This window comes from Streptacidiphilus fuscans (assembly GCF_015690355.1).
Lineage (GTDB): Bacteria > Actinomycetota > Actinomycetes > Streptomycetales > Streptomycetaceae > Streptacidiphilus > Streptacidiphilus fuscans.
Genome location: NZ_JADPRT010000021.1, coordinates 78981 through 92324 on the forward strand (window position 1 = coordinate 78981; position 13344 = coordinate 92324).

A 13344-nucleotide genomic window follows, 5' to 3' on the forward strand; every position below is an offset into this window, starting at 1 on the left:
GTTCCCCATCTGACGGATCGTGTGTTCCAAGGGGCTCGGGGCCGACCACCCCGGGCTCCCGCAAGGGAGGCTGACCGATGCCGCAATCCCCGCCCGCCGTGCCGCCGCCACCGCGGCGGACCCTCGACGCGTCAGCCTGTGCCGCGCCCGTGGCGGCCGTGCTCACCGCACTGCTGGCGCTCAGCGCGCTGTTGTTGGGCGCTGCGGGGACGGCGTCGGCCGCAGGCGCGAGCGCCAACGGAGGGTGGGCCGTCTTTCCGACTCCGCCGCCCGGTGTGACCACGCCCGGCCCGGGCGACCGGCAGTACTTCTACCTCGAATCCGCGCCCGGTCGGACGCTGAGCGACCACGTCTCCGTGGAGAACCTCGGTACCAAGCCGATCACCTTCCAACTGCACGGCACCATGGCCGGCGTCGGCAGCTGGCTGACCCTGGCGACCACCAAGCTGACGGTGCCGCCCCGGACCCGGGCAGACATCCCCTTCACCCTCTCGCTCCCCGTCACCGCCGAGCCCGGCGACCATCCGGGCACGATCACGGTGGTGCCGACCACGGCCCAGCCGGGCAGCGGCGCTGTTGCCGTGCGCATCTACCTCAGCGTGACCGGCGTCTCCCTGCCCGCGCTCGCCGTCACGTCCGTCACCGTTCGAGGGTCCTCACTCCACTACACGCTCACCAACCAGGGGAACGTGACGCTCCACCCCCGCGTCGAGATGACCGAGTCCGGCTGGTTCGGTTCTGTCTATCACCGCCCACTGACAGACACCGGTAGGGACCTGCTGCCCGGCCAGTCGGTGCGGCTGACCCAGGCCCTGCCCGGTCCGGCGCTGGTCGACAACGTCTCGATCGCGGTCAAGGCGACGGACAGCGCCACCGGCGCCACCGCGAACGGAAGCCTCGGGTATCTGGTCCTGCCGTGGGCGCTGGTGCTGCTGCTGGTCCTGGTGGTCACCGGTGGCGGGTCCTGGCTCTGGTGGCGGGCCAGACGGCGACGGATCCACCGAGGCCCGGGCGACGCCTGGCGTCGCGTCCGTGAGGCAAGCCGGAGGCCGACGGGGGTGGCAGCATGACGTATCGTCAGCTGAACTGGGCCGAGCGACTCGTCGCGTTGCTCTGCGTGGTGCTGCTCGGGCTCTGGGCCGTACCGGCCCACGCGGACGGCAGCAGCAGCAACCCGACGGCCACCGCCGTGCCCGCGGCCGCCAAGCCGGGCGTGACCATCACCGTCACCGGTTCCGGGTGGCCCGCCTCCGCGCTGCTCACCGTGCTGCTCTGCGGCCAGGACGCCGTCGCGGGCACCGACGACTGCGCCAACGCGACCGGCCGGGCCGTCACCACCGATGCCCACGGGCAGTTCTCCCAGCAACTGGCCGTCGCCACGCCGCCCAAGCCGTGCCCCTGCGTGATCCACGTCAGCGCCGTGATGGGCAACCAGCAGAGCGTCAACACGCCGTTCGACGTGATGGGCGCGCCGACCGCGCCGATCCCGCCGAACGCCGCAGGGGCCGGACAACTCGTCATGCTGAGCGCCTCGTTGAGCGGGAGCAACGGACTGCTCAACTGGTTCGGCTCGCCGCCGAACCGGACGCTGCGGATGGTCGTCGCGGACATGGGCGGCAGTCCGATCAGCAACCCCGAGTTCCAACTCGGCACCTGGCACTCGGTGCTGGCGCCCGACTGGAGCGCCGCGCCGTGGCAGGGGACGCTGGAACCGGACAAGCCGCAGGAGATCGACCTGCCGGTCCAGTTCGACTCCGGCGCGAGCGGCCAGTACTTCGTCGGCCTGAGCTACCAGGGCCGCACGCTCACCACCCAGCACCTGAACCTGCCGGTGGCGTGGGGCGTCGACGTCTTCTGGGTGCTGCTCTTCGTCGTGGTCGCGGTCGGTCTCTTCCGGATCGGCCTCGCTGTGCTCGACCGGGTCCGGCCCGACGTCACCCAGCGCGCACGGGAACGGCGACGCGCCCACCTCGGCCGCCGCCGCGCGGGCGACCCGCGGCCCGACGAGCAGTCGGCGTCCGGGAGTCCGTTCGTGACGCCTCCCGCGCCGCGCCACGTGGCCGCGCCGCGCCGCGTGCCGGTGCCCGCGCCGATGTCGGCGGTCCCGCCGAGCGAGGTCGTCAATCCGAACGCCGAGACCACCGTGCTGCCGCCGATCCTGGTGCCGTTGCCGCCCAGCTACGCCCCGACCGTTTCGCAGGCCGCACCGACGTCGCGAGAGGCCACCCTGCCCTGGTTCGCACCGGGAACGGTGGTGGCCTCCGAGCCCCAGCCCGCACCCGAACAGCCCGCACCGCAACAGTCCGCACCAGTTCAGCCCGCACCACCCCAGGCCCGCACCCCTGGTCCGACCACCCCGAGCGGAAAGGACCACTGACACGTGAAGAGGATCCGGCTGGCCGGGGGCCTGATCATGGCCCTGGTCGGCGCTTCGGTGATCGTGGGCGCGCCCAGCGCCTCCGCGGCCGACGACAGTTTCGCCACCACCTGCAACCCACCCATCGGCGGCGCGGTGCACGGCACCACGGTCGTCGCGATCTCCAGCTCCAACGCCAGCCCCAGCGTGGGCGACACGGTCAACATCACCTGGCACTTCGTCCAAGCCGCCTCGCAGAACCCGGGTTATGTGGACCTGGCCGCCAACTCCGTGCTGCCGACCGGCGATCTGTCCGTCGGCGGTGCCCAGAGCAGCACGCTGGCGATGACCGGGACGCGGACCAACCCGCCGATCCCGAAGAACTCGCCGATGGTGCTCTCCGACATGACGGCGACGATCAAGCTCACCTCGGCCGGGAGCGTGACCTTCACGCCGAAGGACTACAACGTCAACGTCATGTCGACGAACACCTCCTGCACGCCCGACGCGACGCCCAGCCCCGGCCTGACCCTCCAGGTCGGCTCGGGCGGCGGCACGACCGGGGGGACGTCGGGAGGCACGTCCGGAGGCACTACGGGAGGCACTGGAGGCACCGGAGGCACGACGGGCGGGAGCACCGGCGGCACGACCTCGGGCGGCACGACCAGCGGCGGGACAACGTCCGGTGGGACGACCACCGGCGGCAACACGGGTGGCAGCACCGGCGGCAGCACGACCGGCGGCGGCTCGACCGGTGGCACCGGAGGCGGCGGGACGTCCTTCCCCGGCACCCCGGAGACCGTCGACTACGCGTGCGTCACGCCGATCGGCAACGTCAGCGCCAAGCCGCAGATCACCATCAGCGCGGTGAAGTCCGGCAGCTCCTACAAGCTCACCGAGTCCTTCGCCTCCGGCGTCTCCTCCTCGCCGGTCGCGCTCCCGGCGGGGTCGATGACGCCGAAGACCACCGTCGCCGTGGCGGGCGCGGACAACGGGACGCTGACCCTGAACGGCCCGGCGAACTCCGCCGCGATCCCGGCCAACACACCGATCAAGCCGAGTGACATGACCGGTAGTTACACTCCCGGGCACACCGGCAAGGTCACCTTCGCCACGGGTGTGCTGACCATCAGCGCGCTCGGCACGACCACCACCTGCACCCCGAGCCCGGCGCCCGCGCCCTCGCTCACGCTCCAGGTCACCGCGGCCGGCTCCGGCGGCATCACCGGCGGCAGCGCCTCCGGAGGCAGCTCCGGCTCGGGCAGCTCCGGTGGGGCCGCCGCGACTGGCGGCAGCGGCAGCAGCGGGTCCGCCGGTAGCGCCGGCACCAGCGGCGGGCTGGCCGAGACCGGTGGCAGCAACGCCCCGTACCAGGCGCTGGGTCTGGTCGGCGGCACGATCCTGCTGCTCGGTGCGGCGGTCTTCGTGCTCACTCCGTGGCGTCGTCTGCGCCGCCAGCGCTGAGCGACTCCCGGCCGTCACGGCAACGCGAAAGGGTGGGCCCCCGACCGGGGACCCACCCTTTCGACGTCAGCGCGTCAGCGCGTCAGCGCGTCAGTACGTCAGCGTCAGTGCACGTGGTCAGTGCACGTCGCCCATGAGTGCGCGGACCTTCTTGCGGTACATGAACATCGCGACACCGGCCAGCGCGGCGGCCACGCCCTGGATGGCGAAGGACGTGTCGCTCAGGAACGCGTTGCCGAGCAGCTGCTGGAGCACGGCGGCGACGCAGTCGCCCGCGGTGACCGCGAGGAACCAGATGCCCATCATCTGGCTGGCGTACTTCTTCGGCGCCAGCTTGGTGGTGACGGACAGGCCGACCGGGGAGAGCGTCAGCTCACCGACGGTCTGCACCAGGTAGACCAGGGCCAGCCAGAGCGGGGTGACCAGGTGGCCGCCCGAGGCCGCCGCCTGCGCGATCATCATGACCACGAAGGAGGCGCCGATCAGCACCGAGCCGATGCCGAACTTCACGGCCGTGCTCGGGTTCTTGCCGCGACGGTTCAGCCAGACCCACAGCCAGGCGAAGACCGGGGCCAGCGCCATGATGTAGAGCGGGTTCAGCGACTGGAACCAGGTGCTCGGGAAGTTGAAGCCGAAGAGCTTGCTCGCGGTGTTGTTGGTCGCGAACAGGTTCAGCGTCGAGCCGGACTGGTCGTAGATCATCCAGAAGATCGCCGCGGCCACGAAGAACCAGATGTAGCCGGAGAGCTTGTTGCGCTCGTCCCCGCTCAGGTCCTTGTCGCGCCGGATGCGGGCGAAGACGACGATCGGGATGATCAGGCCGACCAGGGTCAGCGCCCAGATGAACCAGTTCACCGTCAGGTGGCCGCTGACGGCCACCGCGCCGAAGAAGACCACGGCCAGGCCCAGCCAGAAGGCCGCCTTGCGCAGCATCGACATGCGCTCGGCACGCGGCATCGGCGAGGCGACGATCTTGCTCTGCTCGCTGAGGTGGCGACCGCCGACGATGTAGTTGATCAGGCCCAGGGCCATGCCGACACCGGCGAGGGCGAAGCCCAGGTGCCAGTTCACGTTCTGACCCACGGTGCCGATCACCAGCGGCGCGGCGAAGGCGCCCAGGTTGATGCCCATGTAGAAGATCGTGAAGCCGCCGTCCCGGCGCGGGTCGTTCTTGTCCGGGTACAGGTGGCCGACCATCGTCGAGATGTTGGCCTTGAGCAGACCGGAACCGACGGCGATGAAGCCCAGGCCGATGAAGAAGGAGAACTCGGCGGGCACGGCCAACAGGAAGTGGCCGATCATGATGATCGCGCCACCGATCATGACGGTCTTGCGCGCGCCCCAGAAGCGGTCGGAGATCCAGCCGCCGGGCAGAGCCAGCAGGTAGACCATGGCGTTGTAGATCGAGTAGATCGCCATGCCCGTCGCGGCGCCCAGACCCAGGCCGCCCTTGGAATGGGGGGCAACCAGGTAGAGCACCAGCAGCGCGCGCATGCCGTAGAAGCTGAAGCGCTCCCACATCTCGGTCATGAACAGCGTCGACAGGCCACGGGGGTGTCCGAAGAAGGTCTTCCGGCTGGGGGTTTCCCGAGCAACGGACGCGGCCTCGACGGCGACCTCGGCAGGTATCGGCGACATCGGCGGGGTTTCCTTGCCAGTCGTACAACAGGATTCGGACCACTGTAGGTCAGCGTTTGACTGGCTTTGACGACGATCAGGGCGATTGAGGGCTATGCCCGATTCCGGATTCCGGGCACCACAGCTGCAAATCCATCGGTTTCGGGTTCGTTCACCTGTGATTCATCGATGAAAACAGGCCTTGAATGGCTGAATATGCGACTCGGCGTCAGGGCGTGTTCGGTTCCCTACTGTGACGTGGTTCTCAGGTCCCACCGTCGGACCCCTCCGCGTGGTAATGCTCAGCGCACTTCGCCCAGGTAGTGCCGGATCTTGTGCCGGTTCAGCAGGATCGCGATGCCGGCCACCACCGCCAGCGCCACCTCCGCCGCCACGTAGCCGCGGCTGTTCAGGTCCGCGCCCGCCGTGGTGGCCAGGGAGGTGGTGCAGTCGCCGGCCGTCACCGCGAGGAACCAGACGCCCATCATCTGGCTCCCGTACTTCTCCGGGGCCAGCTTGGTGGTGACCGAGAGGCCGACGGGGGAGAGGCAGAGCTCGCCGACCGTCTGGACCAGGTAGACGACGCAGAGCCAGAGCGGCGTCACCTTGTTCCCGCCGCTCGCCGCCGCCAGCGCCCCGAGGAAGACGGCGAAGGACGCGCCGACCAGGAAGAGGCCGAGGGAGAACTTGGTCGCCGTTTCCGGCTCCCGGTTCCGCGCCGCCAGCCACTGCCACATCCAGGCGAAGACGGGGCCCAGCGCCATGATGTAGAGGGGGTTGAGCGACTGGAACCAGCTCGACGGGAAGTGGACCCCGAGCAGGCTGTTGGCCGTGTTGTCGGTGGCGAAGATGTTGAGCGTGGAGCCGCCCTGGTCGTAGATCATCCAGAAGACGGCCGCCGCCACGAAGAACCAGATGTAGCCGGTCATCTTCGAGTTCTCCGCAGGGGAGAGGTCCCGGTCGTGCTTGATCTTCCACAGCATCCAGGCTGGGAAGACCAGGCCGATGACGGTCAGCGGGATGGTGACCCAGTTGATCGTGTAGTGGCCGGTGCCGCCGACGATCGCGTAGAAGACGACGGCCACCGCCAGCCAGAACAGCGCCTTGAGCAGCACGCTGCGCTTCGCCTCGCGGCCGAGCGGGGTGGGCACGACGGAGCTGTGCGGGCTCAGGGTGCCCATGCCGATCAGGTAGATGGCCAGGCCGATGCCCATGCCGATCCCGGCCAGCGCGAAGCCCAGGTGCCAGTTGACCCGCTGCCCGACGGTGCCGATCACCAACGGCGCCGCGAACGCGCCGAGGTTGATGCCCATGTAGAAGATGGTGAAGCCGCCGTCCCGGCGCGGGTCCTCCGGGCCGCTGTAGAGCTGTCCGACCATCGTCGAGATGTTGGCCTTGAGCAGCCCGGAGCCGATCGCGATGAAGACCAGCCCGCCGAAGAAGGACGCGGTGGCGGGCAGCGCCAGCAGGAAGTGCCCGATCATGATCACGCCGCCGCCCACGGCGACGGTCTTCCGCGGCCCCCAGAACCGGTCGGCCACCCAGCCGCCGGGCAGCGTCAGCAGGTAGACCATCGAGACGTAGACGCTGTAGATGGCGGTCGCGGTGCTCTTGGAGAAGCCGAGGCCGCCGTCGCCGTGCGAGGCGGTGAGATAGAGGACCAGCAGCGCGCGCATGCCGTAGTAGCTGAACCGCTCCCACATCTCGGTGGTGAAGAGCGTCGCCAGCCCCCAGGGATGACCGAAGAAGCTCCGGTGTGCGTGCCGGTCCGTCGGTGGCGCCACGTCCTGAGCCATGCGCTGCGTCGCCTCTCCCCGGGGGCATTCATCCCGTATTGATCGTTTCTGTAGTGCTTTTGTCGACGGTAGGGCAGTGACCCCGCAATGGCCCTGCAAGGCGGCGTACGGTCCTCCGTTCGATGGAAGCGGGTCGGGGCCGCTCGGCGGACTACGATCGAGCCATGACGCGTGTACTGCTCGCCGAGGACGACATCGCCATCTCCGAGCCGCTCGCCCGCGCCCTGCGTCGCGAGGGCTACGAGGTGATCGTCCGTGAGGACGGCCCCTCGGCGCTGGAGACCGCGGGCACCGGCGGTGCGGTCGACCTGCTCGTGCTCGACCTCGGCCTGCCCGGCATGGACGGCCTTGAGGTCGCCCGTCGGCTGCGCGCCGACGGCCATGCCTTCCCGGTCCTGGTGCTGACCGCCCGCGCCGACGAGGTGGACACCGTCGTCGGCCTGGACGCCGGCGCGGACGACTACGTCACCAAGCCGTTCCGCCTGGCCGAACTGCTGGCCCGGGTCCGGGCGTTGCTGCGCCGCGGCACCGCCGACATGAGCACCGGCGCGCACGGCGTCAAGATCGACGTCGACTCGCACCGCGCCTGGCTGGGCGAGGAGGAGATGCAGCTCTCCGCCAAGGAGTTCGAGCTGCTCCGCGTCCTGGTCCGGGACGCGGGCCGGGTCGTGACGCGTGAGCAGATCATGCGCGAGGTCTGGGACACCACCTGGTGGACCTCGACCAAGACCCTCGACATGCACATCTCCTGGCTGCGCAAGAAGCTGGGCGACGACGCGGCCAGCCCCCGCTACATCACCACCGTGCGCGGCGTCGGCTTCCGCTTCGAAAAGGGCTAGGCAGGACCTCGTACGTGAAGCGCAGGTTGCTCAACTCCATCCTCGCCGTGGTGCTCGTGACGGTGGCTCTGTTCAGCGTGCCGCTGGCGCTGGTCGAGAAGCGCAGTATCGAGAGCGCGGCGCAGGACGCGGTGCGCACCGAGGCGCTGCACATGGTCGGCGTGGTGGAGAACCGGTACGTCGCCAAGGAGCCGATCGACGCCGCCTCGCTCACGGGGCTCAACGACCAGGGCGCAGGCCGCTACGCCGTGGTCCAGCTCGCCGACAGCTCCACCATCACGCTCGGCAAGCCCCCGGCGGGCGACAACCCGGTCACGGCGACGGAGCACGGCCCGCACGGCGAGTCCGTGCTCGTGCAGGAGGCGCGCGGCCCCGTCAACTCGTCGATCCTGCGGATGCTGCTGCTCCTGGTCGGCGTCGCGGCGCTGACCATCGCCGCGGCGATGGCACTGGCGCTGTGGCAGTCCAAGCGGATCACCCGCCCGCTGCTCGACCTGGCGGAGACGGCGGAACGCCTCGGCTCCGGCGACCCGCGCCCGAGGCAGCGCCGCTACGGCCTCCCCGAGCTCGACCGCGTCGGCGAGGTCCTCGACCGCAGCGCGGACCGCATCGGCCGGATGCTGACGGCGGAGCGCCGCCTCGCCGCCGACGCCTCCCACCAGCTGCGCACGCCGCTGACCGCGCTGTCGATGCGGCTGGAGGAGATCATCGAGACGGACGACCTCGACACGGTCAAGGAGGAGGCCGCGATCGCCCTGGTCCAGGTCGAGCGGCTGACGAACGTCGTCCAGCGGCTGCTGACCAACAGCAGGGAGTCGCGCAACACCTCGGCGGTCGCCTTCGACGTGGACGAGGTCATCAAGCAGCAGGCCGAGGAGTGGCGTCCGGCGCTGCGCCGCTACGGCCGCAAGCTCTATCTGGAGGGCCCGCCCGGACTCTGGGCCGTCGGCACGCCGGGCGCGGTCGCGCAGGTCATCGCGGCGCTGATCGAGAACTCGCTGATGCACGGCGACGGCTCGGTGACGTTGCGCACCCGTGTGCGCGACACCAAGGTCGTCATCGAGTGCCAGGACGAGGGCGCGGGCGTCCCGGACGAACTGGGCGCCCGCGTCTTCGAACGCGCGGTCAGCGGCCACAACTCCACCGGCATCGGCCTCGCGGTCGCCCGCGACCTCGCCGAGGCGGACGGCGGCCGCCTGGAGCTGCTCTCGCAGCGACCCCCGGTCTTCGCGCTCTTCCTGGCCCGGCACGAGGAAGCGGCCTAGGCAGAGGCGGTAGGCGCAGCACGCAAGGGGCGCGGGGAACTGCGCGAGAAACCACCCTGTGCGGATGGCCCTGACCGTTGAGGACCATCCGTCGTGGGTGGCTTGTCGCGCAGTTCCCCGCGCCCCTGAGTAGTGCAACTACCTGCGTGAGCGAAGTGCTCGCCTCGTCGCGCCCATGCGGCGGAGCCGCATATCAGCTGAGCCCCGCGCCCCTGAGGAAGTTGCAACTTCCCGCCGCGCGGAGCGCTCAGCTCAGTGGCGGGCGGGCTGGCGCTTGACCTGCTCCGCGGCGAGGATCTGTTCGGCGGCCTCGACCGCCTCCTCCGCCTGCTGGACGGTCTTGAAGACGAAGGTGCGGTACGCCCAGAAGCGGAAGACCGTGGCCACGCCGATGCCCACGATGCTGCAGACCATGTTCTCCAGCTTGGTGTGGAAGCCGAAGCCGTAGACCAGCGCGTAGAGGACGACGTTCTGGACCACCAGGCCGATGCCGCTGAAGATCAGGAACAGGGTGATCTCGCGGGACCGCGTCTTCCTGTCCGCGTCCCGGTAGACCCAGTAGCGGTAGCCCACGTAGTTGGTCGCGATGGCGATCAGCGTCGCGACGACGTTGGCACGGACGGTCTGCATGAAGTCCAGCAGGATCGAGAAGGCGATCAGCTGGATCACGACGCCCGATATCCCGACGATGCCGAACTTGGCCGCCTCGGCGGCCACGCGGCGCAGCGCGTTCGACGTGCGTCCGCCACTGACAGGGGATGCGGTCATGTCTCGGGGTCCGTCTCTACTCGGCGCCCTCTTAACGGCGCGGCTACCGAACACGACGATAGTCCGGTCACCGGTGTGACAAATACTTCTCCTGTTAAATCCTCACGGAACTCTGCCTTGACCGCACCTCCTGGGACGGGGTGGGATCGGCTCGGGAACCGCCCCGGACCTGGGCGATCGGGCTCCCGGCCCGGCCCGATATCCTTGCCCTGTGACTTTTCCCGTGGTGGGCATGATCGGTGGCGGGCAGCTGGCCCGGATGGCACACGACGCGGCGATCCCGCTGGGCGTGCGCTTCAGGTTGTTGGCGGACACCTCGCAGGACTCCGCGTCGCTCGTCGTGGGCGACGTCGTCCTCGGTGACTACCGCGACCTGGACACGCTGCGGCGCTTCGCCGAGGGCTGCGACGTGATCACGTTCGATCACGAGCACGTGCCGACCGAGCACCTGCGCACCCTCCAGGCCGAGGGCTTCGCGGTCCGGCCGGGCCCGGACGCGCTGGTGTACGCGCAGGACAAGGGCCTGATGCGGGCCAAGCTGGACGGCCTCGGCGTCCCCTGCCCGCGCCACCGCCTGGTCAGCGACCCGGCCGACGTGACCGCCTTCGCGAACGAGGGTGAAGCTGCGGCGCGAAGCGCCTCGGACAAGGGTGGTGGCGGGCGACGGGTGGGCGGCTACCCGGTCGTCCTGAAGACCACCCGAGGGGGGTACGACGGCAAGGGCGTCTGGGTTGTCGCCGACGAGACCGAGGCCGCCGAGCCGTTCCGCGCGGGCGTGCCCGTGCTCGCCGAGGAGAAGGTCGACTTCGTCCGCGAGCTGGCCGCCGACGTGGTCCGCTCGCCGCACGGGCAGGCCGTGGCGTACCCGGTCGTCGAGTCCGTGCAGGTCGGCGGCATCTGCCACGAGGTGATCGCGCCCGCGCCCAACCTCTCCGCGGACCTGGCCGCCGAGGCCCAGGCGCTGGCGCTGCGGATCGCGGGCGAGCTGGACATCACCGGCCACCTCGCCGTCGAGCTCTTCGAGACGCGCGACGGCCGCGTGCTGGTCAACGAGCTGGCCATGCGTCCGCACAACTCCGGCCACTGGTCCATCGACGGCGCGGTCACCTCGCAGTTCGAGAACCACGTCCGCGCCGTGCTCGACCTGCCGCTCGGCGACCCGCGTCCGCGTCAGCCGTGGACCGTGATGGTCAACGTCCTCGGCGGCGACTACCCGGACATGTACAGCGCGTACCTGCACTGCATGGCGCGTGACCCCGGACTGCGCATCCACATGTACGGCAAGGATGTGAAGCCCGGCCGTAAGGTGGGCCACGTCACAGTCTTCGGCGACGACCTGGACGACGTCCGGGAGCGTGCCCGGCACGCCGCCGCCTACCTTCGAGGGGACATCACGGAATGACCGAGCAGATGACCGAACAGCCGGTTGTCGGCATTGTGATGGGTTCGGACTCCGACTGGCCGGTCATGGAGGCCGCAGCGCAGGCGCTGGAGGAGTTCGAGATCCGCTACGAGGTGGACGTCGTCTCCGCACACCGGATGCCGCGCGAGATGGTCGCCTACGGCGAGGCCGCCGCCGGTCGCGGACTGAAGGCGATCATCGCGGGCGCGGGCGGTGCGGCGCATCTGCCGGGCATGCTCGCCTCCGTCACCACGCTGCCGGTCATCGGCGTCCCGGTGCCGCTGAAGTATCTGGACGGCATGGACTCGCTGCTCTCCATCGTGCAGATGCCGGCCGGCGTCCCGGTGGCGACGGTCTCCGTCGGCGGAGCGCGCAACGCGGGTCTGCTCGCGGTGCGGATGCTCGCGGCGTTCGACCCGGACCTGGCCCGGCGGATGGCCGATTTCCAGCAGGAGCTGAACGAGCAGGCCACCGAGAAGGGCCGCAAGCTGCGGGCCAAGGTCGCCGGTGCCGCCAGCTTCGGCTTCGGGGGCTGAGCGCCGTGGCGGACGCGGAACTGCTGGAGCAGGCACGACAGCTGCTCGCCGAGTACCCGGTGGTCGACGGTCACAACGACCTGCCGTGGAAGCTGCGCGAGCAGGTCCACTACGACCTGGCGCAGCGTGACATCGCCACCGACCAGCGCGAGCACCTGCACACCGACCTGGCCCGGCTGCGGGCGGGCGGCGTGGGCGCGCAGTTCTGGTCCGTCTACGTCCGCAGCGACTTCGCGGGCGACAAGGCGGTCAGCGCGACGCTCGAGCAGATCGACTGCGTCCGCGCGCTGGTCGCCCGTTATCCGGCTCAGCTGGAACTGGCCTTCTCCGCCGATGACATGGAGCAGGCCCGGGCGGACGGCCGGCTCGCCTCGCTGATGGGCGCGGAGGGCGGCCACTCGATCGACGAGTCGCTGGCGACGCTGCGTGCGCTGTACCAGCTGGGCGTGCGGTACATGACGCTCACCCACAACGACAACCTCTCCTGGGCGGACTCGGCCACCGACGAGCCGAAGGCCGGCGGCCTGACCCGCTTCGGCGAGGAGGTCGTCCGCGAGATGAACCGCCTCGGCATGCTGGTCGACCTCTCGCACGTCTCCGCCGACACGATGCGGTCCGCGCTGGGGGTGACGCGGGCGCCGGTGATCTTCTCGCACTCGTCGTCGCGTGCCGTCTGCGACCACGTGCGCAACATCCCCGACGACGTGCTGGCCCAACTGCCGGTCAACGGCGGCGTGGCGATGGCGACCTTCGTGCCCAAGTTCGTCCTCCCGGAGGCGGTTGCCTGGACGAAGGCGGCCGACGCGAACATGGTCGCGCACGGCTTCCACCATCTCGACCTGTCACCGGCGGGGCTTGCGGTCCAGGCCGAGTTCGAGGCGGCGAACCCGCGACCGGTCGCGACGGAGGCGACGGTCGCCGACCACCTGGACCACATGCGCGAGGTCGCGGGCGTGGACCACATCGGCCTCGGCGGCGACTACGACGGCACGGCGTTCACGCCCAAGGGGCTGGAGGACGTGTCGGGTTACCCGAATCTGATCGCGGAGCTGCTGCGACGCGGGTGGTCGCGTGACGACCTCGCGAAGCTGACGTGGAAGAACGCGGTCCGCGTGCTCCGCGAGGCGGAGAGGGTGGCACACGAGCTCCGGTTCGAGACGCCGTCGATCGCGACGATCGGTCAACTCGACGGTTAGGTGAGCTTTCGCTGCCGCAGGTAGTTGCACAGCCAGAGCCGCATGTCAGCAGAGCCCCGCGCCCCTGGTTGTGCAACTACCTTGTGCATTCTCTGGCATATGCGT

General features: G+C 70.0%; 11 protein-coding genes. 8 read left to right on the forward strand and 3 right to left on the reverse strand.

Annotation, left to right across the window (positions count from 1 at the left end; all coding sequences use genetic code 11):
* Positions 1 to 77 precede the first annotated feature (77 nt).
* From I2501_RS35210 to I2501_RS35220, 3 genes are read left to right on the forward strand one after another with little or no spacing between them, the layout of a single operon-like run.
* A complete protein-coding gene (locus I2501_RS35210; protein WP_196198257.1) occupies positions 78 to 1070 on the forward strand; it encodes a COG1470 family protein in 993 nt (330 codons plus the stop codon).
* Complete coding sequence (locus tag I2501_RS35215) at positions 1067 to 2377, forward strand: neocarzinostatin apoprotein domain-containing protein (RefSeq protein WP_196198258.1); 1311 nt, start codon at positions 1067 to 1069, stop codon at positions 2375 to 2377. The genes I2501_RS35210 and I2501_RS35215 overlap by 4 nt, the downstream gene beginning before the upstream one ends.
* Before the next feature lie 3 nt (positions 2378 to 2380).
* Positions 2381 to 3820 (forward strand): hypothetical protein, encoded by a 1440-nt coding sequence (locus tag I2501_RS35220; protein ID WP_328806844.1) that lies wholly within the window; start codon positions 2381 to 2383, stop codon positions 3818 to 3820.
* A 117-nt stretch (positions 3821 to 3937) separates the two neighbouring features.
* Here the strand turns inward: I2501_RS35220 and I2501_RS35225 are convergent, their stop codons facing one another.
* Positions 3938 to 5458 carry a peptide MFS transporter gene (locus I2501_RS35225; RefSeq protein ID WP_196198259.1) on the reverse strand — a complete coding sequence of 507 codons (1521 nt, stop codon included), beginning with the start codon at positions 5456 to 5458 and terminating at the stop codon, positions 3938 to 3940.
* A gap of 281 nt (positions 5459 to 5739) precedes the next feature.
* Positions 5740 to 7233 carry a peptide MFS transporter gene (locus I2501_RS35230; RefSeq protein WP_196198260.1) on the reverse strand — a complete coding sequence of 498 codons (1494 nt, stop codon included), beginning with the start codon at positions 7231 to 7233 and terminating at the stop codon, positions 5740 to 5742.
* 164 nt (positions 7234 to 7397) lie between these two features.
* On the opposite strand from I2501_RS35230, the gene I2501_RS35235 reads away from it, so the two are divergent.
* The gene (locus tag I2501_RS35235) at positions 7398 to 8072 is read left to right on the forward strand and encodes a response regulator transcription factor (protein ID WP_196198261.1); all 675 of its coding nucleotides are present in this window, start codon (positions 7398 to 7400) and stop codon (positions 8070 to 8072) included.
* Positions 8073 to 8086: 14 nt separating this feature from the next.
* Positions 8087 to 9337 carry an ATP-binding protein gene (locus I2501_RS35240; protein WP_196198262.1) on the forward strand — a complete coding sequence of 417 codons (1251 nt, stop codon included), beginning with the start codon at positions 8087 to 8089 and terminating at the stop codon, positions 9335 to 9337.
* Between the two features lie 252 nt (positions 9338 to 9589).
* Here the strand turns inward: I2501_RS35240 and I2501_RS35245 are convergent, their stop codons facing one another.
* The gene (locus I2501_RS35245) at positions 9590 to 10105 is read right to left on the reverse strand and encodes a GtrA family protein (protein WP_196198263.1); all 516 of its coding nucleotides are present in this window, start codon (positions 10103 to 10105) and stop codon (positions 9590 to 9592) included.
* Between the two features lie 232 nt (positions 10106 to 10337).
* On the opposite strand from I2501_RS35245, the gene I2501_RS35250 reads away from it, so the two are divergent.
* From I2501_RS35250 to I2501_RS35260, 3 genes are read left to right on the forward strand one after another with little or no spacing between them, the layout of a single operon-like run.
* The gene (locus I2501_RS35250; RefSeq protein WP_236047870.1) at positions 10338 to 11507 is read left to right on the forward strand and encodes a 5-(carboxyamino)imidazole ribonucleotide synthase; all 1170 of its coding nucleotides are present in this window, start codon (positions 10338 to 10340) and stop codon (positions 11505 to 11507) included.
* Positions 11504 to 12043 (forward strand): 5-(carboxyamino)imidazole ribonucleotide mutase, encoded by a 540-nt coding sequence (gene purE, locus I2501_RS35255; protein WP_236047830.1) that lies wholly within the window; start codon positions 11504 to 11506, stop codon positions 12041 to 12043. The genes I2501_RS35250 and purE overlap by 4 nt, the downstream gene beginning before the upstream one ends.
* Positions 12044 to 12048: 5 nt before the next feature.
* Entirely contained in the window at positions 12049 to 13239 is a 1191-nt protein-coding gene (locus I2501_RS35260) for a dipeptidase (protein WP_196198265.1), read from the forward strand.
* Positions 13240 to 13344 lie beyond the last annotated feature (105 nt).